Consider the following 25,731-nt stretch of genomic DNA (forward strand, 5'->3'; position numbering starts at 1 on the left):
ATAAGACATTAGTTTCACTATCTTACACATGGATGACCCAAGGTTAATCAGCCAGACAGCCATCTGACGGACGGCTAGGGCTCGGCGGCCGTCTGGCGCGCCTCATGATTCCAGTAGCGGCCCCGGGCCTGTCGCTCGCACGTCCACGCTCCGGGATCGAGGCTGCGCCAATGCAGGGCGCCGCAGCCTGGCGAGTCGAGCGTCTGGACTCCGGCGTGCACATAGCGTGCCCGCACCGCGGCCGCAGGATGGCCGAACCGATTCCGATAACCCGCCTGGAACACAACGATGGACGGGTCCACCGCTGCCACGAAGGGCGGCGACGACGAGGTCCGGCTGCCGTGGTGCGGCGCCAGGAGCAGGTCGGCTCGCAGCCCCTGCGGCCCGACCCGGCGCAGCAATTCGGCTTCTTGCGCGGACTCGATGTCGCCGGTCAGGAGTGCGGCGGCGCCGTCGGCCGCGACGATGCGCAGGACGCACGATTGCCCGTTCGGGCGGGTTCTGGGCGTCGCCTCGGGCGGCTCCAGCGGATGCAGGATCTCGAAGCGCACGCCGTCCCACATCCAGCCGCGCTCCGCCACGCACGGCGTGAAGGGGCGCCCGGTTCGCAGGGCATGGCCTTCGGGCAGCGAACCCATCCATCGGGCCTGCGGGAGCGCTCGCATCAGCGCCGGTGCGCCGCCGATGTGGTCCAGGTCGCTGTGGCTCAACACCACCAGATCCGGCGAATCGCCCAGCGCCCGCAGCAAGGGCACCAGCACCTGCTGGCCTGCATCCTGGCCCGTCAGTCCGAAACGCGGGCCGGCGTCGAAAAGAAGGCTGTGGCCAGCCGTGCGGACCAGGATCGCGCTGCCCTGCCCCACGTCGGCGGCGAGCACCTCGAAGCCGCCAGGCTCGGGCCTCGACGGCTGCCAGAGCAACGCCGGCAGCAGGAGCGGCAAGCCGAGAAGCCGCATCGGCCACGGCCAGCGCATCGCCAGCACCAGTCCGCCCGCCACGCCGGCCGCCGCCGCCCACAGGGGCGGCGCCGCCATGCCCACCTGTGCCATCGGCCAGGCCGCGAGCACTTCCAGCAGGCTCATCAGCCCCTGCAGCGACCAGGCCGCGATCGACCAGAGCGGCGGCGCCGCGACCCCCAGCAATGCCAGGGGAAGCACGCCGAGCGTGACCCACGGAATCGAGACCAGATTGGCCAGCAGACCCACGAGCGAAGCCTGCTGGAAAAGCAGCAGCGTCAGCGGCGTGAGGGCCAGCGTCACCGAGGCCTGTTCGCGCAGCAGCCGAAGCGGTGCGGTCCACCAGGCGGAGCGCGTGTCCCGCGACTTGCCGGCATCGGCGGCGAACAGGACGCCCACCGCCACGAAGCTCAACCAGAATCCCGCCTGGGTGAGGGCCCACGGATCGAGCGCCACGACGGTCGCGCAGGTCAGCAGCCAAGCCATGGGCCAAGGCCAGCGTAAACCGCTGCCGCGCAGCAGCGCCATGACGGCCAGCATGCACACCGTGCGCTGCGACGGCACACCCCAGCCGCTGAAAAGCGCATAGGCGGCAGCAAGCACCACGCCCCCGAAGGCAGCCGCATGCTGGGCCGGCCAGCGCAGCATCAGACGACGGCTGCGCCGCCAAAGCCAACCGACCGCGCCGCCCGCCATCCATGCGAAGAGCGTGACGTGCAAGCCCGAGATGCTCATCAAGTGGGCAACGCCGGTGGCACGGAACAGGTCCCAGTCGGCGCGATCGATGGCCGCCTGGTCGCCCACCGCGAGCGCGGAAAGCACGCCGGCCATGCGCGCGTCGCTCACACGGGCGGCAATGGCATCGCGGACGTGTTCGCGCGCCTGCTCGACCGGATGCGACCAGCCGGCCGATGACAGGCGTTCCGGCGCGGCGCCCGCGGCAGAGCGCACGTAGCCGCTGGCCTGCAGCCCCTGCACCCAGGCCCAGAGTTCGACGTCGAAGCCATAGGGGTTGAAGCTGCCGTGCGGCGCCTTCAGGCGCACCGGCAATCGCCATCGTTCGCCGGCGCGCGGCATGTCGACGGGCGGTGCGGCCGCCATGCCGGTGGGCGCTGCCTCTTCATCGGAACCCCATCGACGGTCCTGCGACGCATACCAGGAAAGGGCAATGCGCGGCGGCACGCCGGCCGGCCCGTCATCCACGTCGAGCCTGAAGCGCAGGCCGCCTTCGAAGGGCGTCGGCATCTGCACGACCACGCCGGTCAGGAGCAGATCGCGACCCTGAAGTGCCGGATCGAGCGCCGTGGCCACGAAGGCGCAGCCTCTGACCCCGGCCAGGCCCGCACCCAGGGCGGCGCCCCCGATCAATGCCACCAACCACGCGCGGCGTGTGGCGAGCCGTCTTGCGCGGATCACCGTGCCGATGCACGTCGCGCCGGCCAGGACCAACGCCACATAGGCGGCCCAGTGCCAAAGCGCTGCCTGCTGCAATTGCAGCGCACTTCCCGCCACGAAGCCGCCCAAACCCACGAAGGGCCAGGCCGCGCGTGCGGCATGCCGATCCCTCATCCACTCCCCCTGCCGGCGCCTTGCTGGCGCACTACTTGCATCCTTCTCCGCTAGTATGCGCCGGACCACGGCATCGCCGCGGCCAGCCTGCAGCACCAACGCCCGGGAGAACCATGTCCATTCACGCAGCGCTTCACCACGTCACGCATTACAAGTACGACCGTCCGGTGCAACTCGGTCCGCAGGTTGTCAGGCTCCGTCCGGCACCGCACTGCCGAAGCAATGTCATCTCCTATTCGCTGCGGATCGAACCCGCGCAGCACTTCATCAACTGGCAGCAGGACCCCTTCGCCAACTACCAGGCCAGGCTGGTGTTTCCCGAGAAGACGCGCGAATTCAAGGTCACGGTGGACCTGGTCGTGGAGATGGCGGTCTACAACCCCTTCGACTTCTTCCTGGAGCCAGAGGCCGAGAACTTCCCCTTCCGATACGCGCCCGCCGTCAAGGAAGAACTGACGCCCTACCTGGCCACCGAGCCGATGACGCCGCTGGTGGAGCAGTACCTGTCGAAGGTCGACCGCAGCGAACAGCGCACCATCGACTTCCTGGTCAAGATCAACCAGCAGGTCCAGCAGGACGTGCGCTACCTGATCCGCATGGAGCCCGGCGTTCAAACGCCCGAAGAAACGCTCAGCGCCGGCAGCGGCTCCTGCCGCGACTCGGGCTGGCTGCTGGTGCAGCTGCTGCGCCACTTGGGGCTGGCCGCCCGCTTCGTCTCGGGCTACCTGATCCAGCTCACGCCCGACGTCAAGGCGCTGGACGGGCCGAGCGGCACCGAAGTCGACTTCACCGACCTGCACGCCTGGTGCGAGGTTTACCTTCCAGGCGCCGGCTGGATCGGCCTGGACGCCACCTCGGGCCTGCTCGCCGGCGAAGGCCACATTCCGCTCGCATGCACGCCGCAGCCTTCCGGCGCCGCGCCAATCGAAGGCCTGGTGGACGACGCCGAAGTGGAGTTCGGCCATGACATGAAGGTCAGCCGCATCTACGAGGCACCGCGCGTCACCAAACCCTATACCGACGACCAATGGGACGCCGTGCTCGCCCTTGGGGACAAGGTCGACCAACAACTCGTGGCCGGCGACGTGCGCCTGACCATGGGCGGCGAACCCACCTTCGTGGCCACCAGCGACCGTGACGCGGCCGAGTGGAACACCGATGCGCTCGGCCCCACGAAGCGCGGCTATGCCACGGAGCTGGTGCACCGCCTGCGTGCACGCTACGGCGACGGCGGCTTCCTGCACTTCGGCCAAGGCAAGTGGTACCCCGGCGAGCAACTGCCGCGCTGGGCCCTGTCGATCTACTGGCGTGCCGACGGCCAGCGAATCTGGAGCAATCCCGCGCTGTTCGCCGACGAACGCCATCCGACCCACTACACCAGCGACGACGCCCAGCGCTTCATCCGCACACTGGCCGGCAAGCTGGGCATCACCGAGCGCTACATCCAGCCCGGCTACGAAGACGTCTACTACTACCTCTGGCGCGAGCGCCGCCTGCCGGTCAACGTCGACCCCTTCGACTCGCGCCTGGACGACGAGATGGAGCGTGCCCGCCTGCGCCGCGTGTTCACGCAAAAGCTCGACGCCGTCATCGGCTACATGTTGCCGCTGGCACCCGCCAACGCGGAGGCCGGGCTGCCGGCCCTTTCCGGCCCGGGCTGGCAGACCGGCCCCTGGTTCCTGCGCGACGACCGCCTCTACCTCGTGCCGGGCGATTCGCCGATGGGCTGGCGGCTGCCGCTCGATTCGCAGCCCTGGACCTCCAAAGGCGACTTTCCCTATCTGGTCGAACGCGACCCCATGGCCCCGACCGGGGAACTGCCGGACGCCGAGACCCTTCGCGCCCGCTATGCCGAAGCCGGCGGCATGGCCACCGACCTGCGCGACCTGCCCTACGACATGACCGCCCCCCCGGCGACGGCCGCCGCGCTGCGCATGCAGACCGCGCTCGACCTGGGCACCGGCGCAGGCGCGGGCGATGCCGGCTTGCCGCCCGCCAAGTCGGCCGCCGCGAGCAACACCCGTTCGCCCCAGCGCTTCGAATCGGCCCACTGGATCACCCGCACCGCGCTTTGCGTGGAAGTGCGCGATCCGCGTCGTGCCAACGGCCCCGCGGCCGAGAAGGTGGGCGCGGCATCTGGTGTGCTGTATGTCTTCATGCCGCCGCTGGCGCGGCTGGAGGACTACCTCGACCTGCTCACCGCCGTCGAGGCCTCCGCGGCCGAACTGGGCGTGCAGATCGTGCTGGAGGGCTATCCGCCGCCGCGAGATCCGCGCCTGAAGCTGCTGCAGGTCACGCCCGACCCCGGCGTGATCGAGGTGAACATCCACCCCGCGCACAACTGGGGCGAACTGGTCGAGCACACCGAATTTCTCTACGAGGCCGCCTTCGAGACGCGCCTTTCGGCCGAGAAATTCATGACCGACGGCCGCCACACCGGCACCGGCGGCGGCAACCACTTCGTGCTGGGCGGCGCCACGCCCGCCGACAGCCCCTTCCTGCGCCGTCCCGAGGTGCTCGCCAGCCTGCTGCTTTACTGGCACAACCATCCATCGCTGAGCTACCTCTTCTCGGGCATGTTCATCGGCCCGACCAGCCAGGCCCCGCGTGTGGACGAGGCGCGCAACGACCAGCTCTACGAACTGGAGATCGCCCTCAAGCAGATCGCCCGCAATCGCGAGATCTACGGCGAGAGCATGCCGCCCTGGCTGGTCGACCGCACCCTGCGCAACATCCTGATCGACGTGACGGGCAACACCCATCGCAGCGAGTTCTGCATCGACAAGATGTATTCGCCCGATTCCACCACCGGCCGCCTCGGCCTGCTGGAACTGCGCGCCTTCGAGATGCCGCCGCATGCCCGCATGAGCGTGGCCCAGCAACTGCTGATGCGCGCCCTCATCGCCCGCTTCTGGGACACGCCCTATCAGGCACCCGCCACGCGCTGGGGCACCGAGCTGCACGACCGCTTCCTGCTGCACACCTTCGTCAAGGCCGACTTCGAGGATGTGATCGCCGAGATGAACCTGGCGGGCTTCGCCTTCGATGCCGCCTGGTTCGCACCGCACCTGGAATTCCGCTTCCCCCTGGTGGGCCAAGTCAGTGCGATGGGCATGGAACTGACCGTGCGCAATGCGCTAGAGCCGTGGCACGTAATGGGCGAGGAAACCGTGTCTGGCGGTACCGCGCGCTATGTCGATTCGTCGCTGGAGCGCATCGAGGTGCGCGCCACCGGGCTGAACGAAAGCCGCTACGTCGTCACCGTCAACGGTCGCGCGCTGCCGCTGCAGCCCACGGGCACGGTGGGCGAGTTCGTGGCCGGCGTGCGCTACAAGGCATGGAACCCGCCTTCGTCGCTGCATCCGAGCATCGGCGTGCACGCACCGCTCACCTTCGACCTGGTCGACACCTGGATGAAGCGATCGGTGGGCGGCTGCCAATACCACGTGGCCCATCCGGGCGGACGCAACTACGACACCTTCCCGGTCAATGCCTACGAGGCCGAAAGCCGCCGCCTGGCGCGCTTCTCGCGCATGGGCCACACGCCGGGCACGATGGCCACGCCGCCAGCGAACATCGAGGTGACCGGCAGCCGCGAATTTCCGTTCACGCTGGATTTGCGGCGCTAGCCCCGCCGGGTTGGCACCGGCGCGCTGGCCGCGCCGGGCGTCAATCTTGCTTGCACCGCTCGGTGGCGGCAGGGCCGCCAATCTGCGGCCCAATCTGCGCAGAACTTGCCAGATGCGCCTTGCCTCGCGTCCCCCGAATTGATGGGAATGTGAAAATCGACCGGTTGTGGATTCACTAAACCCCTCCTTGTTCGACGTCAATTCGCCGCAGGCGCTGGCTGCCCTGGCCGCCAACCTTGCGCCGCCGGCTGCGCCCGGCCATTTCGACGAACTGCGCGGCCGCTTCACGCCACCGCCCCCCCCATCCAACGCCGTCAGCACCTCCGCCAGCGCCACGGGCGCATCGGCCGGCGCTCCGTTGCGCGACGCCGCTGCACCCGCCATCGCGCCACCAACCATCGACGACGCGGCGGCTGGCTCCTCCAGGCTGGCCGAAGCCGCCCCGTTGTCGCCCGCCTGGACGCAATTCTTCGAAGAACTCGGCACCGACGGCTTCGACAGCCTGTCCGAAAGGGCTCGCAGCCTGGCGCATCAGATCCGCGACAACGGCGTCACCTACAACGTCTATGCCGACCAGAACGGTCCGCAGCGCCCCTGGTCGCTCGACCTGTTCCCGCTCATCCTCTCGCCCGAGACCTGGGCCACGATCGAAGCCGGCGTGCTGCAGCGGGTCAAGCTGCTCGACCGCATCCTGGCCGACGTGTACGGCCCGCAGACGCTGCTGTCGAAGGGCTTGCTGCCCAGTGCCCTCGTACAGGGTCACCCGAGCTACCTGCGCGGCATGCACGGCGTGCGGCCGCCGGGTGACACCTGGCTGCACATCGCCGCCTTCGACCTGGGCCGCGGCCCCCACGGCAACTGGCGCGTGCTTTCGCAGCGCACGCAGGCGCCCTCGGGCCTGGGCTACCTGCTCGAAAACCGCATCGCGGTCTCGCGCCAGTTCCCGCAGGCCTTCGAGTCGCTGCACGTGCAGCGACTGGCCTCCACCTACATCGCGCTGATGGACGCCCTGCAGCGCATGTGCCCCACCGAGGCCCAACCGCACATCGCGCTGCTCACACCGGGCCCGTACAACGAGACCTACTTCGAGCACGCCTACCTGGCGCGCTACCTGGGCATCACGCTGGTCGAAGGCAGCGACCTCACCGTGCGCGACTCGCACCTGTTCCTCAAGACGCTCGAAGGCCTGCGACCGGTGCATGGGCTCATCAAGCGCCTGGACGATCAGTTCCTCGACCCGCTCGAACTGCGCCCCGACTCCACGCTGGGCGTGCCCGGCCTGCTGCAAGCCATCCGAGCCGGCAACGTGCTGGTGGCGAACATGCCGGGCTCGGGCTTCCTGGAGTCGCCCGCGCTGCTGGGCTTCCTGCCCGGAATCGCACAGGCCTTGACGGGCGAGAGCCTGCAGCTGCCCTCGCTGCCGACGTGGTGGTGTGGCGAGCACGCGGCCATGGAAGCCGTGCTGCCGCAACTGAGCGAAAGCGTCATCAAGTCCACCTACCCGGACTCGAACGGGCAGTTCCAGGTCGTGCTGGGCAGCCAGATGGATCGCCGCACGCGCGAGGAGTGGGCGGGGCGCATCGCCCTGGCCGGCGAAGCGCATACGGTGCAGGGCTACCTGCCGCTGTCGCAGATGCCGACCTGGGCGGGCGGCGACGCGCGCAGCGGCCAGATCGCGCCACGCGCCGTGGTGCTGCGCGTGTTCGCCATCAGCGACGGCCCGGGCAGCTGGCGCATGCTGCCCGGCGGCATGGCGCGCATCGCCGGACCCGACACCAAGATCGCCTCGATGCAGCGCGGCGGCAGCAGCGCCGACACCTGGGTGCAGACCCATGACGTCATCGACCGCACCACCTTGCTGGCCACGCATGCCAGCATGCATGCACTCACCCGCAACCGCGCGCCGGTCACCAGCCGGGCGGCCGAAAACCTTTTCTGGTTCGGCCGCTACACCGAGCGCGCCGAAAACACCGTCCGCCTGGCCCGCCTGGCGCTCAACCTGCTGCCGGGCGAAGACCAGGCGTCGCCGGCGCTGCTCGACTGGCTCTACCAACTGGCGCGTCACAACGGCCTGGTGCCGCGCGACGCCCAGACGCTGCCGCGATCGCGCCGCGTGTTCGAGCGCACCCTCATCGCCGAGCTGGGCAACCCCGACGGCGGCAGCGTCTCCTTTTCGTTGCGCTGCATCCGCGATGCAGCCAGCGCCGTGCGAGAACGCCTGTCTGTGGACCATTGGAACCAGATCGAGCGCACCAACGCCGACTTCGCCGAAGCCGCCGCCGAGCTCGTCGGTGGCATAGGCAACGGCCCAAACGCCACATATGCCGCCCTCGGCGCGCTCGAACGCGCCACGCAGGCGCTGGCCGCGCTGACCGGCGCGCAGACCGACCGCATGACGCGCGACGACGGCTGGCGCCTGCTGTCCATCGGCCGTCACATCGAGCGCCTGGCCTTTCTGACCGACGCGCTGATGGTGGGCATCGCCAACGGCGCCGTGCATGAACTGCCGGGCTTCGAGGCCATCCTGGCCCTGTTCGACAGCACCATCACCTTCCATGCCCGCTACCAGCAGCGGCGCGACGTGGCGCCGCTGGTCGACCTGCTCGTGCTCGACCGCGACAACCCGCGTTCCCTGGCCTGGGTCACGCACACCCTGCGCGGCCGCATCGCGCGGCTGGCGGGCAGCGCGCCGGGCGAACTGGCCGAGTTGTCGCACCGCTTGCCGGACCCGGCCGAATGGTCGCTCGCTCGCCTTTGCGCGCCCGAGGAATCGCCCGACCATCCCACGCTGATGGCCCTGATCGATTCGCTCGAGACCGCGACCTACCAGGTGTCCGACGAGATCGGTGCCCGCTACTTCACCCTGACGGCCGAGTCCCTGCGTTCCGTGGGCGCCTGACGAGATCACCATGCTCCTGCGCGTCACCCACGAAACCCGCTATGCGTATTCGCCGGCCGTCGAGACGGCGCAGCACATGGCGCACCTCAAGCCGCTGGACGACCGGCATCAGACCCTCCTCACGCATTCGCTCGAGATCTCGCCGCAGCCCACGCAGCGCAGCGAATCGGTCGATGTCTACGGCAACACCCGCGCGTTCTTCGCGTTCGATTCGACGCACGACGCGCTCTCGGTGGTGGCAAGCAGCCTGGTGCGCACCTGCGCGCCACCCGCACCAGCTTCCGCCTCACTCCTGCCCTGGGAAGACGTGCGCCGCCGCTACACCTACCGCAAGCACGCCGCCTACGATCCCGCATGGGAATTCGTCTTCGCATCCACCTACGTGCCGCGCCATGACGACTTCGCCGCCTACGCACGGCCCAGTTTCGTCCCCGGCCGCCCGCTGTTCGAGGCGGCCATGGACCTCACTCGGCGCATGTATGCCGAATTCATCTACGACGGCGACAGCACCCAGATCAACACGCCGGCGGTCGAGGCGCTCGCGCAGCGCCGCGGCGTGTGCCAGGACTTCGCCCACATCATGATCGGCTGCCTGCGCACGCTGGGCTTGCCGGCGCGCTATGTCAGCGGCTACATGCTCACGCAGCCGCCTCCGGGACAGGATCGGCTGATCGGCGCCGATGCCTCGCATGCGTGGGCTTCGGTGTACCTGCCGGGCGCCGACGGCGCACCGGGCATGTGGACCGACTTCGATCCCACCAACGGCCGCCAGCCCGGCGAAGACTATGTGGTGCTGGCCGTGGGCCGCGACTTTGCCGACGTCTCGCCGATGCGCGGCGTACTGCACGGCGGCGCCCGCCACACGCTGGGCGTCGCGGTGACGGTGGAGCCGGTGGACGAGCCCGAGGACGACGCCGTCGAAGCCGACGACGCGGCCTGAACCGGGCCGCCAGGGCGCGGTCCGGCAACCAGTCAAAATGGGCGTTTTGCACCCAAGGAGCGAACACCCATGAACGTCTACGACAAGATCAAGCAACTCGGCTTCGAACTGCCGCCGGTGGCGGTGCCTGCGGCCGCCTACGTGCCTTTCATGCGCACCGGCAACCTGGTGTTCCTGTCGGGTCACATCGCGAAGAAGGACGGCAAGGTCTGGGCTGGCCAACTGGGCGGCGGCATCGGCACCGAAGAAGGCCAGCAAGCCGCGCGCGCCGTCGGCATCGACCTGCTGGGCACGCTGCATGCGGCCGTGGGCGACCTGAACAAGGTGCGCCGCATCGTCAAGCTGATGAGCCTGGTCAACTCCACGCCGACCTACACCGAGCAGCACCTGGTGACCAATGGCGCCAGCCAACTCATGGCCGAAGTGTTCGGCGACAAGGGCGCGCATGCGCGCAGCGCCTTCGGCGTGGCGCAATTGCCGATGGGCGCCTGCGTCGAGATCGAACTGATCGCCGAAGTCGAGTAACCGGCACGCATGCGATGCGCCGGCCCATCAAGCCCGGCGCATGGCTACCAGCGCAAGGTGGCGCCGACCATCGGCCCGTTGAAGTTCAGGTCTTGCAGCATGCCGCCGGACTTCATGTCGTACGACACGTAGCGCCACATGCCGGTGATCTCGCCCCACGAAAAGCCGTAGCTCACGCCGAGCGCGGCCTGCCACGTGAGTTTGGATTCGCCGGTGCCCAGGTCCAAGTAGAAGGGCACGCTCCAGGGCCCGCTGCCACCGGGCGTCCAGCGCCCCTTGGCGCCGACAATGCCGTCCCACAGCGTCTCGCTGGTTTGCACCTGGCCGGTTCGCGAGCCCGACGCAATGCCTTGCAGATCGCCCTGGATGCTCCAACCCAAGCTGGGCTTGAGCCAGAACGCGCGCACGCCGCCCAGCAGGTCGAGGCGCAGGCTCGGGTCGGTCGGCACGCGGTACTGGCCCGCCACTGTCCAGAGAATGCCCTTCAGATCCCATTTCAGATTGGCCGAGGTGCTGCCCGAAACCGGCGTGTCGCCGATTGAAAAGTCGCGGCTGTTGGCCTTGCTGCCGCCCAGGTCGAGGTAGATGAAGTCGGTGAACACCCCGTATCGGCCGTTGTGGGCATCGAAGCTCGTCATGAAGGCGAACTTGAGCGCGTCGATCACCTTGCCGGCATCCACATTCAGCGAAGGGCCGCCGGCCGACGTCGGTGCGCTGGTGCTTCCGCCCACGCTTGGAAAGTAGCCATAGACCGACAGGCCGTAGCGCCAGGCGCCGGTGTCCTGCATCGAGGACTGGGCCTGGGCCGCGCAAGGCGCCAGGGCTGCCAGCAAGGCCGGGGCGGCCCACCGGCCGGGTGACATCGACATGCGAGAGATACTGAATGGCACTGTGAGCACTCCTCCAGGCGACAAGGCCGCCAGCATAGTTCACCCGTGCGCGAAGCCGCTGTCTGCCCGCCTGGCATTCAAGGCGAAAGCAACAGCTCGGCCCCCTTCTCGCCGATGACGATCGCGGCGGCGTTGGTGTTGGCCGAAGTCATCGTCGGCATGACGGCTGCGTCGATCACCCGCAGCCGCTCCACGCCGCGAACGCGCAGCGCGGGGTCGACCACCGAAAGCGCATCCCCGCCCATGCGGCACGTGCCTACGGGATGGAACACCGTGCCGCCGCGCGCGCGCGCAAATGCTTCGAGGTCGACCTCGGTGGCCACGGCGTTGCCCGGCATGTATTCCACGCCGGTGACCAGATCGCGGAAAGCGGGTTGGGCATAAATCTGGCGCAGGATCTTCAGGCCTTCGACCAGCACCTTCACGTCGTGCGGCGCGGTCAGGTAGTTGGTGACGATGCGCGGCGGGGCCAGTGGATCGGCACTGGCCAGCGACACGCTGCCGCGCGACTCGGGCCGACATTGCGCGGCCGATGCGGAAAAGCCGGAGAAGCCGTGCAGCGCATCGCCCGGCTTGTCGACCGACAACGGCATCACGTTGAACAGCACGTCGGCGCGCTCGTCCTTGGCCACGTGCGTTCGGACCATGCCCCCGACCTGCCCTGCGCCGACCGTGAGCGGACCGCGCTGCTGGAAGAGCCACTGCGCGCCCATCCTGGCAAGGCCCAACGGGCTGCGCACCTGGTCGTTGAGCGACATGCGCTCGCGCAGCTTGACGATGACGCGCGCCTGGTAGTGGTCTTGAAGGTTCTGGCCCACCTCGGGCGCATCGGCATGAACGCGGATGCCATGCGCCTGCAAGGCGGCCGCGGGCCCGATGCCCGAAAGCTGCAGCAGTTGCGGGCTCTGCAACGCGCCCGCGGCAAGGACGACTTCGGCGTCGGCGCGCGCGCTCTGGAGCTGGCCGCCTTCGTCCAACCATTCGACGCCGACCGCGCGGCCTTGTTCGATCAACACGCGCGTCACGCGCACGCCGCAGGTCACCTGCAGGTTGGGGCGATGCCGCACCGGCGCGAGAAAGGCCGTGGCCGCGTCGCAGCGCCAGCGTCCGCCCAGCGTGAGCTGGTAGGCGCCCAGGCCTTCGTCATGCTCGCCGTTGAAGTCGTCGCTGGTCGGATAGCCCGCCTCCGCGCCGGCCTGCAGCCACGCCGCGCAGTAGGGATGATCGTTGCGAAGGTCGGACACGCGCAGTTCGCCCGAACCGCCGTGGAAGGCCGTCTCGCCGCCGTCGTAGCGCTCGGACTTCTTGAACAAGGGCAGCAGGTCGCGATAGCCCCACCCGCCGCCATCGGTGGAGCCAGCGGCACGCGCCCAATCGTCGAAATCGGCGCGCTGCCCACGGATGTAGATCAGGCCGTTGATGGCGCTGGAGCCCCCCACCACCTTGCCGCGTGGCCAGACGATGCGACGGTCGGCCGTCTCGGGCTGCGGCTCGGTCTCGAACTGCCAGGAAAAGCGCGTGTCGTAGATCGAGCGAAAGTAGCCGACCGGCAGCCGCAACCAGAAGTGGCGGCTGTCGCGCCCCGCTTCCAGCAGCAACACGCGGCGACGCGGATCGGCGCTCAAGCGATTGGCCAGCACGCAGCCGGCCGAGCCGGCCCCGACGATGATGTAGTCGAAGCCGGCGCCTTGCGAAGCAATCACGATGCGCGCCCTTTTGCTCGCCCGCTGGGCGCCAACGCCGGCATGCGCATCAAGCCTTCACCAGGCCGGTGAACAGCGACGGATCGAAATACTGCTTGGCCGTCAGCGCGTTCTGGATGTTCGCATTGCTCACGAAGAAGTCGGTCACCTGCTGAAGCCAGCCGGTCACCGTGCCGTCGGCATACTTGGCGCGCCACTCGGCCGACGAGTAGTACTTGCTTGCCTTGAACTGTTCCTTGAACTGGTCCAGCGGCACTTCCTTGTACTGCGACTTCTGCAGTGCGGTGGCGGCGCCGTCCGGGTCGTTGATCATCCGCTCGTTGGCCGGCAGCCAGCCGGCGATGAGCTTTTGAAGCACCGGCTTGTTCTTCTCGTAGAAGTCGTTGCGCGCGGCCCAGCCGCCCACGATGGCCGCCTGCGGGAAGAAGGCCGACGCATCGATGAGCTTCTTGGCGCCGGGCACCTTCTGCCGCACCGTGGTGTCGAAGGGCGACCACAAGGCCACAGCCGGCACCGCGCCCGAGATGAAAGACGTGACCGCCTCCGACATCCGCTGGTTGACGATGTTCACGTCCTTGGCCGGATCGAGCTTGGCCGAGCGCAGTGCGCGATCGAGGAACACGTGCGCCGTCGTGCCGGTGGTGGTCGAGATCTGCTTGCCCTTGAGGTCCGCCAGCGTTTTGATGCCCGAGTCCTCGCGCACCCACAGTTGGGCGGTCGCGTACTCGATGTTGTTGATCAGGAAGACCTTGCCCTGCCCGCGCGCGGGAAAGTTCGACAGCACCGCGCCGGTGGCCAGCACGTCCAGGCTTCCACCGACCATCGCCTGGAAGATCTCCAGCCCGGTGGTGAACTGGCGCAGTTGCAGATCGAGCCCCTGCTTGGCAAAGGTGCCCATCTCCTGGCCGAGCCAGATCTGGCCGTCGACCGCGGGCGTGTGCAGATAGCCCACGTTGACCTTGGTGCGCGCCTGCGCCCAGGCTGGCAGCGACAGGCTGGATGCGGCGGTGGCGGCCAGTGCGGCGCCGCCGGTGATGAAGCTTCTGCGTTGAATCGTCATGTCTACTCCTTTGAAGCAAGAAACCCGAAACCATGCCCAGGCCGCGAGGGCCGAGCGCCCACACGATCAATCCGACAGGCGCACCTGCTGCCGTGACTGGGCCGCGTACTCCTGCATCACGAGTTCGCGGATCTGCGCTCGCAGCGCGGCAAAGCGCGGGTCTTCGTGCACCGATTCGCCGCGCGGATAACCGAAAGGCACGTCGATCACGGTGCGGATGCGCGCCGGCCGGGCGGTGACCACGACGATGCGGGACGAGAGGTAGATCGCCTCGTCCACCGAATGGGTGATGAGCATGACCGTCTTGCCTTCGGCCTGCAGCACGTCGAGCAGCAGGTCTTGCATGGCGCTGCGCGTCTGCGCATCGAGCGCGCCGAAGGGCTCGTCCATCAGCAGGAACTCGGGTCGCACGGCATAGGCCCGCGCAAGGGCCAGGCGCTGGCGCATGCCGCCGGAAAGATGCTTGGGATGGTGGTCGGCAAAGTCCGCCAGCCCCATCAGCCGCATGTAGCGATCGACGATGCCGGCATGCCCCGACTTGGGTGTCTTGTTGGCTGAAAGGCGCAGGCCGAAGGCGATGTTCTGCCGCACGGTCAGCCACGGGAACACGCCGTATTCCTGAAAGATCACGCCGCGGTCCGGCCCCGGCTCGGTGACGGGCTTGCCGTCGAGCAGCACCCGCCCCTGGGTGGGCTGCACGAAGCCGGCCAGCATGTTCATCAGCGTGGTCTTGCCGCAGCCCGACGGGCCGATGATCGACACGAACTCGCCCTGGTGGATGTCGAGCGAAAGCCCGTCGAGCACGCGCATCGGCCCCTGGGCGGTGGGGAACTCGACCACCACATCCTCGAAGCGCACGCGTGGCGTGCCGGTGGTGGCATGGGTCGAAGGGTTATCCATGGTGGCGGTGTTCATGCGAGCCTGTCTTGCCAGGCCACCATGCGCCGCGTGGCGGCGCGCAGCAGCAGGTCCATCGACAGCGCGATGAAGCCGATGCAGATGATCCCGACATAGATGATGTCGAGCTGGAAGAAGGCCGATGCGTTCTGGATGAGCGCGCCAAGACCCTGCTGCGCCGCGATCAACTCCGACGCCACCAGCGTGGCCCAGGCCACACCGAGCGCCACGCGCACCGCCGTGAGGATGTGCGGCACCGTCAGCGGCACGATCACGCGGCCGAAGATTTCCAGGTCGCTCGCGCCCAGCGTGCGGGCCACGCGAACATAGATCGGGCTGATCTGCGCAATGCCTTCGTACATGACGATCACGCCGGCGAAGAAAGATGCATAGAACAGGATCACCGTCTTGGCGATCTCGCCGATGCCGAAGTAGACGATCACCAGCGGAATGAGCGCGATCGGCGGCAGCGCGCGAAAGAAGTTGATGACCGGGTCGATGAACACCCGCACGCCCCGATACCAGCCCAGGCAGAAGCCCACCGGCACGGCCACCAGCGTGCCCAGCGCCACGCCGATGAACACGCGCTGGGTGGACATGAAGATGTCCATCGGCAGGCGGTCGCCCATCAGGGAAACGAAGCGCTGTGCCACCTCGTGCGGGGCCGGCACCAGCGCGGGATTGACCAGGCCGCTGTAGCGAAGGGCATACCAGATCGCCAGCATGAGCAGCCAGGGCAGGAGGATCAGAACCACGCGGCGCGCGGCCGAGCTGGAAGGCATGGGCTTGCTTGTCTCTCTATCGAAAAGAGGTGGCGCGCGGCCGGCCCCTTCTGCTATATTGGTTTAAACGTACTATAGACCATACCTTTAGAACACCGAAGATGGCAAGTGCGGATTCCCCCCGCTTCTCCGACAGCCCGATTCCCCGCTATCTGCAGCTGGCCGAATTGATGCGCCAGCGCGTTTCGCGCGGCATCTGGCCGCAGGGGCATCGCCTTCCTTCGCTCGACGAGCTCGGGCAGGAATTCGGCGTGGCGCGCGTCACGGTGCGCCAGGCAGTCGACCTGCTGGCGCGCGACGGACTGCTGTCGCCGCAACAGGGTCGCGGCACCTTCGTCACCGGCCAGGCCAGCGAGCGCTGGCTGAGCGTGCAGACTTCGCTCGAATCGTTAGCGCGCATGTATGCCGACACCGAGCCGCAGATCGTCAACATCGACGAGTCGACCAACGCGCCCGCGCTGAGACCCGGCGAAGGCCATGCGGCCAGCCGCTACGTGTTCATGCGCCGCGTGCATTCGCGCCAGGGCGAGCCGTATTGCGTCATCAACATCCACCTGGCCGAACAGGTGTTCCGCCGATCGCCCAAGCGCTTTCGGGACGAGCCGGTCATACCCATCCTGGTCGCCCAGAAAAGCCTGCGTATCACCAAGGCGCACCAGGTGCTGACCATCGGAACGGCCGACATCGAAGTGGCTCGCCTGCTCGGCGTGCCCGTCAACTCGCCCGTGGCCGAAGTGCGCCGCGTGTTCCGCGACGACAAGGACTGCGTCGTCTACCTGGGCGAAGTCACCTACCGCGGCGATGCGGTGCATGTGGAGATGAACCTGCTGCCATGACCACCCACGCCACGCCCGCCCTCCCCCGCGACCGCTTGCGCATTGCCAGCGTCGAGGCGCATGTGTTCCGCTATCCGATCCAGGTGCCGGTGCGAACATCGTTCGGCACCATGACCGACCGGCCCGCCGTGTTCGTCAAGATCACCGACGACGAAGGCGCCACCGGCTGGGGCGAGGTGTGGTGCAACTTTCCGGCATGCGGGGCAGAACACCGTGCACGACTGGTGCACACCGTGATGGCGCCGCTGCTGCAGGGCCGCAGCTTCGACGGACCGCAAGCCGCCTGGGAGGCGCTGACGGCGCAGACCGCCGTGCTCGCCATTCAATCCGGCGAACCCGGTCCGATGGCGCAAGCCATCTCGGGCATCGACCTCGCCCTGTGGGACCTGGCCGCACGTCGCGCCGGCCAGCCCTTGTGGCGCTACCTGAGCTGCAACACCGCCGGCACCGAGCCCGCCCGCATTCCCGTGTACGCCAGCGGCATCAACCCCGATGGCGCGGTCGAGAGAGCGCAGCAGATGCGCCAAGCCGGCCATCGCGCCTTCAAGCTCAAGGTGGGCTTTGGCGCCGAACGCGACACCGCCAACCTGCAGGCGCTGCGCGCCGAGTTGGGTGACGCCACGCTGCTGATGGCCGATGCCAACCAGGCATGGACGCTGAACGACGCCATCGCCATGACGCCGCGCCTTGCGCCGCTGCGCCTGGCGTGGCTGGAAGAGCCTTTGCGCGCCGACACCCCCTGGGCCGAGTGGCAGTCACTGAAGGCCCGCGCGCCGATGCCGCTGGCCGGCGGCGAGAACCTGGCGGGCGAGGACGCCTTCGACGCCGCCGTGCATGCGCGCGTGTTCAGCATCCTTCAGCCGGATGTGGCCAAGTGGGGCGGCATCTCGGCCTGCTGGGGCGTGGTCCACCGGGCCCGCGCCGCGGGGCTGCGCTATTGCCCTCACTACCTGGGCGGCGGACTGGGCCTGCTGGCCTCCGCGCACCTGCTGGCTGCGGTGGGCGGCGATGGGCTGCTTGAGATCGATTCGAACGACAACCCGCTGCGCAGCGCGCTGAGCCCGGCCCTGTCGCGCATCGATGCGGGTTGGGTCGCTCTGGATGAGGTGCCTGGGATCGGGGCGCCGGAGGATGTGTTGGGCGTGGGGCAGTCAGTGGCGGGGCAGGCTGCTTGAAGTTGCGCTGAGTTAGCTCGCGCTGCTGCCCAGGCTCCATGGAAACAGACGGCGCTGCAGCCACACGATCAGCGAATACAGCGCCAGGCTGCAGCAGACCAGGATGGCCAGCGACGCAAATGCCACGGGCACCTTGAACGACGAAGTTGCAAAAAGGATCATGTAGCCCAGCCCCAATTCGGCGGCGACGAATTCGGCCACCACGGCGCCGATGACCGCCAGCGTGATCGCCACCTTCAGCGCCGAGAAAATGTAGGGAATGGCAAAAGGTAGCCTGATCTGCGTGTACTCGCGGGTGCGCGGAGCGCGCAGCGAGCGCGACAGTTCGATCATCTCCGGCGGCACCGAGGCCAGCCCTGTGGCAGTGGAGATCACGAGCGGAAAGAATGAGATGAGCGTGGTGATGACGATGCGCGGCAGGTTGCCGGCGCCCAGGGTCACGACGATGATCGGTGCAATCGCCACGATGGGCGTGGACTGCACCACCACCAGCCAGGGCATGACGGTCCGCGACAGCAGCGCGGAGTTGGTCAGCCCGATCGCCAGCGGCAGGGCAATGGCGATCGCGACCAGGTAGCCGGACACTGCCACCTGCAGCGTGGCGAGCAGGTGCTCCAGCCAGCGCGCGCCACCCACTTCCATCGCCGAAGTCACGATGGCGCTGGGGGACGGCAGCACGAACACCGGCAACGGAATGGCTCGGCAGGCAACCTCCCACAGCACCAGCACGGCAATGAAGGACAGCAGCGACGCGTGCCGGTTGGCGAAACTCTTGAGTGCATTCATTCGGGCTTGCGCGTGAAGACCTTCACGCGAATCTCGTTGGCCAATTGGGTGAAAACCGGGTCCGACAAAGTCGCCAGGTTGCGCGGGCGCGCCAGCGGCACGTCGATGATCTCGGACACGCGGCCCGGGCGCGCGCTCATCACGACGATGCGGTCGGACAGCAGCAGAGCCTCCTGGATGGAGTGCGTGACGAACACCACCGTCTTGGGCCGCTCGGCCCAGATGCGCAACAGCTCGAAACTCATCTCGTCGCGCGTGAGCGCATCGAGCGCCGAAAAGGGCTCGTCCATCAGCAGGATGTCCGGGTCGTGCAGCAAGGCACGCGCAATGGCCACGCGCTGCTGCATGCCGCCAGACAGTTCGTTAGGCCGCTTGCGCGCGAAGTCGCGCAGACCGATGGTCTCCAGCAACTCGTTGGCGCGCTTGACGTCGCGCTGTTCGACACGGCCGTACTTGTGGCGCATGGGGAACGTGATGTTGTCGATCACGTCCAGCCACGGCAGCAAGGTGGGCCGCTGGAAGGCAAAGCCGATCTCGTCGCGCGGCGCGGTCACCGGCACGCCGAAGATCGACACCGTGCCGCTGCTCGGCATGAGCAGCCCCGCAGCCAACCGCAGCAACGTGGACTTGCCACAACCCGAGGGGCCGATGACCGACACGAACTCGTGCCGGCGCAAGCTGAGGTTCACGCCCTGCAACGCTTCGACGCGACTGCCGTCGCTTGAGACGAAGGTCTGACCGACGGACTGGAAATCGATCACGGGCGGCGAGATCGCCGTGCCCGATGCGGCTACGGGGGTGGGCAAGGCGGTCACTGCGCTCATCGGTGGCTTACTTGGGCAGGAAGTTGCGGTCGACCAGCGTTTCCGGGTTGACCTTGTCCGGCGCGTAGTTCATCGACTTGGCGACCCAGCCCCAAGTGGTGGCCAGCAGCTTGGGCTCGAACGTGCCCATGCCGTCCTTCTTGGAGACTTCGTTCTGCAGCAATGGGAGCGAGGCGCGGAACTCCGCGGCCGCCACGGCCTCGTCCGCCTCGGGCACCATGGCCTTGAGTGCGGCAGCCGATTTGTCCGGATTGGCAATCGCGAAATCGAGCGACTTCTTGAGCGCACGCAGGTAGCGCTTGAGCACTTCCGGGCGCTCCTTGATGGTCTTGTCGCTCGCCATCACCGACCAGCCATAGCCGTCCAGGCCGTAGGCGCTCCACGGCAGCACGCTCAGGTCCTTGCCCGCTTGCTTGAGCACCGGCTGCACGCCCGGCGCCACCGTGACCCAGTTGATCGTGGCGTCGACCTTGCCTTGGGCCAGCATCGGCGCGAGCGTGGCGGGGTCGACCTTCAGCAGCTTGATCTTCGACGCGTCGATGTTGTTCTTCTGCAGCACGACCGGCCACAACTGGTTGGACGAAGAGAAGGTCGAGGTGGCAACGGTCTTGCCTTCGAGGTCCTTGAGCGATTCGATGCCGCTGCCCTTGGTGGTGAAGATGGCGTCAGGCTGCTTCGAGTAGAGCGACATCACCGCCTTGACCGGCACGCCGTTCTCGGCGGCCGCCATCATCAGCGCCGAGATGCCGCCGAAGCCGACGTCGGCGACACCGGTGCCCACCTTGGTGATGGCATCCGATGAGCCACGGCCCAGCGAGATCTTCACGTCCAGCCCTTCGGCGGCGAAGAAGCCTTCCTTCACGCCGGCATAGACAAAGCTCTTGTCGCCACCGGGCAGCCAGTCGAGCTGCACCTTGACGACGTCAGCCGCGTGGGCGGCCAAACCGAGGACAGAGCAGCCCGCAAAAAGAAGCGAGGCAACGAGGGGTTTGATACGTGTGTTCATGGGTATGGAAAGATGAGGAAACTCGGAGGGAACGAAAGCAGAAATCAGATGCTGGCCGGCTCGCCGCGCGCCGCATTGACCAGCGGTTCAAGGTGTGGGAGCAGCAGCGCCGTCAGCCGCTCGGGCTGCGCAAGCTGCGGCACGTGGCCGCAATCGAGCACCACGCGCACCGCGCCCGGGCTCAACTTCTGCATGTGCTGCTGGATCGGCAGCAGCACTGACTGGTCATGGCTGCATTCGACATAGATGCGAGGCACGCGGCCGAAGTGCTCGGCACTGAGCGTGTTGCGCATGGCGCGCCCGCTTTCGGGCTGCGCGCGCAGCAACGTCGCTACTTTGCGCGCCGCGTCGATTTCGCAGTCCTGCACGAAGCAAAGCAGCGCGCCCTCTTCGCGCACCGTGCTGGCGGTGCGTCCCTCGTCCCAGTCGAGCCAGGACCCGACGCCGCGCAGATCCACGCCGGGGTGTTCGAGCGCTACCTGGCCCAGCAGTTCGCCATAGCTCATTGCGCTGGGCAGCATCATCCCGGCCAGGTAGACCAGCGCTGCGACGCGATCGGGCATGCGCTCCGCCACCTGCGAGATGGTGACGCCACCACCGCTGTGCCCGACGAGCACGACGGGCGCGTCGATCGCGGAGATGATGTCGGCCACGTGCGCCGTGTAGGTGTCCAGGCTGGCGGGCGCGGCGCCTTGTTCGCCCCAGCCGTTGCCAGGCAGGTCCACCGCATGAACCGTCCAGCCGGCCGCTTCCAGGAACGGCCGCCAAGTGGCGAACGACCAGCTGCCCTGCCACGCGCCGTGAACCAGCACCATGTGCCGAGCGTTGCGCACTTCAGGCATACGTCCTCCGATAGCACTCGCGCAGGTGTTCTTCCACCGTCACAGCCGCATACCGGGGCGCTTCACCAGGGGCCGCGCAGCCCGGCAGGCACTCGACAAGGTGCGTCGGGTTGCCGGTGAAGAAGAAGGCCACCGAGAGTCGCTCGCGGCCGGAGCTGTTGATGACCCGGTGCAGCGTCGAGTGGTAGCGTCCGTTCGTCCAGCGCTCGAACAGGTCGCCGATGTTGACCACGAACGTGTCGGCCACGGGAGGCGCGTCGATCCAGCTCTCGTCGAGGGCGTCGCGCACTTGCAGGCCGCCAGACTGGTCCTGCAGCAGCAGGGTCACGCCACCGAAATCCGTATGGGCGCCACAGCCTTTTTCGCCAGGAGACGGGTTCGGTGGCTGCGGCGGGTAGTGCAGCAGCCGCAAGGTGGAGGCAGCGTCCGTCAGGTAGTCGTCGAAGTGGCTGGCAGGAAGGTCGAGCGAGGCGGCCAGAGCGCGCACGATGAGCACACCCAGTTCATGGGCCTGCGCGAAGTACGCGTCCATCGTCTCCCGGAAGGCTGGCAGTCCGCTCGGCCATTGGTTGGGGCCGGTGTTGAAACGGCCGGCCAGCACGCGCGGGTCATCGGCGCCGATCTCCTCGCCGATGTAGAAGCTCTCCTTCAGATCGGGCGGCGCTCCCGCCTCCAGGGTTTGCGCACGCAACGGCTCGTAGCCACGGTTGCACGGCGAGAACGACTTGTCCAGCGCCAGCTTCGTCTCGGGCGGCAGGTCGAAGAAGCCTTCAGAAGCATCGAAGACGCGGCTGATCAGCTCCTTCGAGACGCCGTGATTGCGGATGTAGAAGAAGCCGCGGTTCTCGCATGCGCTGCGCAACTGCGCAGCCACCTCGGCTTTTTGCGCCGCGTCGCCGCCGCGCAGAGGCCCGACATCAATCACCGGGAGGCCTTTCGTGGCGGCGGGAGACGCGGGTTCGGGTCGATGGAGGGCGTTCATGTCTGGCTCTTGGCGTTGCAATGTGGGCCAGTCTATGGAAGGCCTCGTGATTGCGATAGCGCAGACTTTTGCTCGGGGTGATGCCGAAACGGCATCACCTACTCCAAAGCGCGGCGACTGGGCGCAAGTGCGCCGGCAGCACCGACAGGAAAATCAGGCCGGCTCTTCGGTCTCGCGGCGCTCGATTTCTTCGGCCAGGATGCGGATGAAGGCGTCGACGGCTGGCGGCAAGGTGCGGCCAGCCCGCACGTAGACACCGAGTTCGGTCGCCAGCCGTACCTGCGCCTTGAGCGGTACGTGCACCAGTTGTCCCGATGCAATATCGGGCTCCAGCCCGAGCCGAGTCTGAAAGGCGATCCCCACGCCGCGCCCCACCATTCGCTTGGCCAATTCGATCGATGCGGTTTCAAGAAGCACGGTCAACGCACGCTTGTGGTGCGACAGCAGCGGCTTCATGACGGCATGGATCGACAACTGTGCACTGGCCAGGATCAGCGGATAGCGCGCGCATTCTGCAAAGGTCACCTGCTTCTCGGCGGCCAGAGCATGATCGGCGCGCACGACCGCGCCCAGGCCGAAGCGCCCTACTGCGCACTGACGAAGCCCTTCGCGCCGCTCCAGCGAAAAGCCGATCGCAATGTCGGCATCGCCGCTTTCCACCGCTCGGCCGGTCTGCTCCGAGCCGGTGGAGGCGACGTGGATGCGGATCATCGGATAGCGCGTCATCATCCGTTCCAGGCAGGCCGGCAGCAGGTCGGCGTTGAGCCCTTCGACAGCCGCGATGCTGATCGACCCTCGCCGGATACCGCGCAGCATGTCGAGTTCGCTGGCCATGCGGCGCTCGTCCTGCAGCACGGTGATGACGTGCCTCGAGAACACCTCCCCCGCCGCCGTCAGGCGCAGGCCTGTGGTCATCCGCTCGAACAGCGGCGAACCCACTTCCGACTCCAGTTGAAGCAGTTGCCGGTTGACCGCCGAAGACGCGACGTGCAGTTGGCGGGCCGCCTCGCGGATCGAACCACAGCGGCGGATCATCTCGAAATACTGGAGGGAGCGAGCGTGAATGTGCATGTGCGTATGGATGCTGTTTGGCTGCAAGACCCTGAGGCGCGCTATTCCAGGGAACTTTGCCTTTCCAACTCCTCGTCGGCAAAGCGCAGGAATGCGTCGACTGCCGGTGGCAGTGATCGCCCGGCCCGCACGTATATACCCACCTCGGAATAGAGCTTGCCTGGCGCCCGCAGAGGCAGGAACACCAACTTCTTCTGGGCCAGATCCGCATCCATCCCGATGCGAGTTTGAAACGCAACACCAGCGCCAGTTGCCGCAAGCACCTTCATCAATTCGATAGATCCGGTGCGCAGCGCCACCTTGTAGGGCCGCTTGAAGTTTCTCAAGATAGGCTCCAGGACCGCATACGTCGACAATTGCTCGTTCGCCAGGATGAGTGGGTATTTGGCGCAGTCGGCCAAAGTCACTTGGGCTTGGTTCGCCAAGGCATGATCCGGCGACACCACGGCGCCGAATGCGTATCGGCCGACGCCGACCTGACGCAGATCGGTTCGTCGTCTCAGCGCAAAACCGATGGCGACATCCGCCTCGCCATTGGCCACTGCCGAGGCCATGCGTTCAGCGTCACCCGCGCCTACGGTGATGTCGACCATGGGGTACTTTGCCAGCATCCGCCCGACAAGGGTGGAAACCATGTTCGGCATGAGCCCCTCGGCCGTCATCAGGTGCACGCTGCCTCGACGTATTCCACGCAGTGCATCCAGGTCGTTGGCGAGACGATGGGAATCCTGCAACACGGTGATGACATGGCGGGCAAACGATTCACCGGCCGATGTCAGTTGCAAGCCGCTCGGCAAGCGTTCGAAAAGCGGAGTTCCCACTTCCTGCTCGAGTTGAAGCAACTGGCGGTTGATCGCCGAGGCAGTGACATGCAGGTGCTTGGCCGCTCCTCTGATCGAGCCGACCCTGCGAATCATGTCGAAGTAGACGACCGATCGGGAATGAATGTGCATGGGCAGGCCGCTCAAACGGGGGGTGCTGACTTTTTCGAAGCACCTCTGTTCGAATTATGCGCTATTCGAATCGCCCACCCGGGCCTACATTTCGCTCAACAGTACTCGCGATCCATTGCCCATCTTGAAGGTCACCACCATGAAGCACCAACGATCAGACGCAGCGGCGGCCGACCTGGCGCAGTTCCCGCTGACGACCTCGCGCTAGCCCTCTGACGGGGCACCCGCGCCCCGTTCTTCCCCGACACGCATTGCAGATGCTGCTTCCCCGCGGCAGGGAGAACTCACGTCAGTTCCTGAGCCGCGGTCGGCCAACAAATATTCCAACCCCCACGCCTCAGAAGGCTATCGCCATGAAGTTTCATAGAGTTTCGCCTGCGCTCTTCCGTCCATCTGGCACCTTGAGCGCCTTGGCGCTGACGAGTGCCATTGCCTTGGCTTCGTTCAGCCCACTGGCCAACGCACAGTCGGCTTCAAGTGTGCGCATGTACGGCTTGGTCGACATGTCGATCGGTCGCTTCCAAGCTCCTGGTGCTCGTCCCATCTACGGAACGGAGAGCGGAAAGATGACGACCAGCTACTTCGGCTTTGCTGGCACCGAAGACCTGGGAGGCGGCGTCTCCGCCATCTTCGCCCTCGAGTCATTCTTCCTGGCCGATACGGGGGGCATCGGTCGCTTCGTGGGCGACGTCTTCTTCTCGCGCGCCTCCTACGTCGGACTCAACAGCGGCTTTGGCCGCGTGACCGTGGGCCGCCAAGCCACCGCCCTGTTCAATTCGACGTTGCTCTTCAACTCCTTCGGCAGTTCGTTCGGCTTTTCACCGAGCATCCGCCACTACTTCACCAGCGGCACCGTCACTGGCGACTCGGTCTGGAATGACGCCGTCCAGTACGCCACGCCCAAGTTCGCCGGCTTTACGGCATCCGTGATGGTGGCCCCCGGAGAAAGCAACGGAGGCAACAACGTCGGCGGGAACGTGATCTATGGGGCTGGCCCGTTCGCCGCGACGGCCGTCTACCAGAAGGTTGCGAAAGGTGCCACGGTCGACGACAGCACGACCTGGCAGCTTGGCGCGTCGTACGCATTCGAGAAGGTCAAGCTGTTCGGCCAGCACGGACGCGTGCAGAACGAAACCACCACGCGGGACTACAACCTCACGGAAGCAGGACTCAGCGTCACGTTTGCCAGCAGTCGCGCGATGCTTTCCTACGGAACGATCAATCCTGATGTCGGGCCGACGCGCGACACCATCAGCCTGGGCTACAGCTACCTGCTGTCGAAGCGGACCGATGTCTACGCCGTGGTGATGAGCGACAAGATCGAAGGCCTGTCTGCAGGGAACAACTACGCAGTCGGAATGCGTCACTCGTTCTGATCGATCTCATCCGTGCATCTTCATTGCGAA

The 25,731-nt window shown here is 67.1% G+C and carries 20 protein-coding genes; 7 read left to right on the forward strand and 13 right to left on the reverse strand.

The features are described from left to right. Positions 1–74 precede the first annotated feature (74 nt). Complete coding sequence (locus QTH91_RS16815) at positions 75–2,525, reverse strand: DNA internalization-related competence protein ComEC/Rec2 (protein WP_286661242.1); 2,451 nt, start codon at positions 2,523–2,525, stop codon at positions 75–77. Between the two features lie 113 nt (positions 2,526–2,638). Between QTH91_RS16815 and QTH91_RS16820 the strand changes: the two genes are divergently transcribed. The 4 genes from QTH91_RS16820 (at position 2,639) to QTH91_RS16835 (ending at position 10,518) form a co-directional block, all read left to right on the forward strand. Further along, complete coding sequence (locus QTH91_RS16820; protein ID WP_286661243.1) at positions 2,639–6,154, forward strand: transglutaminase family protein; 3,516 nt, start codon at positions 2,639–2,641, stop codon at positions 6,152–6,154. 187 nt (positions 6,155–6,341) lie between these two features. Then, entirely contained in the window at positions 6,342–9,053 is a 2,712-nt protein-coding gene (locus QTH91_RS16825; RefSeq protein WP_301334645.1) for a circularly permuted type 2 ATP-grasp protein, read from the forward strand. A gap of 10 nt (positions 9,054–9,063) precedes the next feature. Next, positions 9,064–9,993 carry a transglutaminase family protein gene (locus tag QTH91_RS16830; RefSeq protein ID WP_286661245.1) on the forward strand — a complete coding sequence of 310 codons (930 nt, stop codon included), beginning with the start codon at positions 9,064–9,066 and terminating at the stop codon, positions 9,991–9,993. A 69-nt stretch (positions 9,994–10,062) separates the two neighbouring features. Further along, a complete protein-coding gene (locus tag QTH91_RS16835; protein WP_286661246.1) occupies positions 10,063–10,518 on the forward strand; it encodes a RidA family protein in 456 nt (151 codons plus the stop codon). 44 nt (positions 10,519–10,562) lie between these two features. Here the strand turns inward: QTH91_RS16835 and QTH91_RS16840 are convergent, their stop codons facing one another. From QTH91_RS16840 to QTH91_RS16860, 5 genes are all read right to left on the reverse strand, one after another. Then, positions 10,563–11,408 (reverse strand): hypothetical protein, encoded by an 846-nt coding sequence (locus tag QTH91_RS16840; protein ID WP_286661247.1) that lies wholly within the window; start codon positions 11,406–11,408, stop codon positions 10,563–10,565. 77 nt (positions 11,409–11,485) lie between these two features. Beyond that, the gene (locus QTH91_RS16845; RefSeq protein WP_286661248.1) at positions 11,486–13,111 is read right to left on the reverse strand and encodes a GMC family oxidoreductase; all 1,626 of its coding nucleotides are present in this window, start codon (positions 13,109–13,111) and stop codon (positions 11,486–11,488) included. 49 nt (positions 13,112–13,160) lie between these two features. Continuing rightward, entirely contained in the window at positions 13,161–14,171 is a 1,011-nt protein-coding gene (locus tag QTH91_RS16850; RefSeq protein ID WP_286661249.1) for an ABC transporter substrate-binding protein, read from the reverse strand. Positions 14,172–14,237: 66 nt separating this feature from the next. Next, complete coding sequence (locus tag QTH91_RS16855) at positions 14,238–15,071, reverse strand: ABC transporter ATP-binding protein (RefSeq protein ID WP_390367444.1); 834 nt, start codon at positions 15,069–15,071, stop codon at positions 14,238–14,240. An 11-nt stretch (positions 15,072–15,082) separates the two neighbouring features. Beyond that, positions 15,083–15,850 (reverse strand): ABC transporter permease, encoded by a 768-nt coding sequence (locus QTH91_RS16860; RefSeq protein WP_286661251.1) that lies wholly within the window; start codon positions 15,848–15,850, stop codon positions 15,083–15,085. 101 nt (positions 15,851–15,951) lie between these two features. Between QTH91_RS16860 and QTH91_RS16865 the strand changes: the two genes are divergently transcribed. Both QTH91_RS16865 and QTH91_RS16870 read left to right on the forward strand, forming a co-directional pair. Next, a complete protein-coding gene (locus QTH91_RS16865; protein ID WP_286661252.1) occupies positions 15,952–16,686 on the forward strand; it encodes a GntR family transcriptional regulator in 735 nt (244 codons plus the stop codon). Beyond that, on the forward strand, positions 16,683–17,861 hold the full coding sequence (locus tag QTH91_RS16870) for a mandelate racemase/muconate lactonizing enzyme family protein (protein ID WP_286661253.1): 1,179 nt from the start codon (positions 16,683–16,685) through the stop codon (positions 17,859–17,861). Before QTH91_RS16865 ends, QTH91_RS16870 begins: the two co-directional genes overlap by 4 nt. A gap of 12 nt (positions 17,862–17,873) precedes the next feature. Here the strand turns inward: QTH91_RS16870 and QTH91_RS16875 are convergent, their stop codons facing one another. The 7 genes from QTH91_RS16875 to QTH91_RS16905 all read right to left on the reverse strand — a co-directional run bounded on the left by QTH91_RS16875 (position 17,874) and on the right by QTH91_RS16905 (position 24,325). Continuing rightward, positions 17,874–18,647, reverse strand: coding sequence for an ABC transporter permease (locus tag QTH91_RS16875; RefSeq protein WP_286661254.1), 774 nt, complete (start codon positions 18,645–18,647; stop codon positions 17,874–17,876). Continuing rightward, positions 18,644–19,471, reverse strand: a complete 828-nt coding sequence (locus QTH91_RS16880; RefSeq protein ID WP_286661255.1) for an ABC transporter ATP-binding protein — start codon at positions 19,469–19,471, stop codon at positions 18,644–18,646. Before QTH91_RS16880 ends, QTH91_RS16875 begins: the two co-directional genes overlap by 4 nt. A 7-nt stretch (positions 19,472–19,478) precedes the next feature. Beyond that, the gene (locus tag QTH91_RS16885; protein ID WP_286661256.1) at positions 19,479–20,477 is read right to left on the reverse strand and encodes an ABC transporter substrate-binding protein; all 999 of its coding nucleotides are present in this window, start codon (positions 20,475–20,477) and stop codon (positions 19,479–19,481) included. A gap of 44 nt (positions 20,478–20,521) precedes the next feature. Further along, positions 20,522–21,319, reverse strand: a complete 798-nt coding sequence (locus QTH91_RS16890; protein WP_286661257.1) for an alpha/beta fold hydrolase — start codon at positions 21,317–21,319, stop codon at positions 20,522–20,524. Beyond that, positions 21,312–22,301 (reverse strand): isopenicillin N synthase family dioxygenase, encoded by a 990-nt coding sequence (locus tag QTH91_RS16895; RefSeq protein ID WP_286661258.1) that lies wholly within the window; start codon positions 22,299–22,301, stop codon positions 21,312–21,314. The genes QTH91_RS16890 and QTH91_RS16895 overlap by 8 nt, the downstream gene beginning before the upstream one ends. Before the next feature lie 153 nt (positions 22,302–22,454). After that, positions 22,455–23,372 carry a LysR family transcriptional regulator gene (locus tag QTH91_RS16900; protein ID WP_286661259.1) on the reverse strand — a complete coding sequence of 306 codons (918 nt, stop codon included), beginning with the start codon at positions 23,370–23,372 and terminating at the stop codon, positions 22,455–22,457. A 41-nt stretch (positions 23,373–23,413) separates the two neighbouring features. Then, a complete protein-coding gene (locus QTH91_RS16905; protein ID WP_286661260.1) occupies positions 23,414–24,325 on the reverse strand; it encodes a LysR family transcriptional regulator in 912 nt (303 codons plus the stop codon). Positions 24,326–24,678: 353 nt separating this feature from the next. On the opposite strand from QTH91_RS16905, the gene QTH91_RS16910 reads away from it, so the two are divergent. Further along, positions 24,679–25,701, forward strand: coding sequence for a porin (locus QTH91_RS16910; protein ID WP_286661261.1), 1,023 nt, complete (start codon positions 24,679–24,681; stop codon positions 25,699–25,701). Positions 25,702–25,731 lie beyond the last annotated feature (30 nt).

It is taken from the genome of Variovorax dokdonensis, from assembly GCF_030316895.1.
GTDB classification, from domain to species: Bacteria; Pseudomonadota; Gammaproteobacteria; order Burkholderiales; family Burkholderiaceae_C; genus Variovorax; species Variovorax dokdonensis.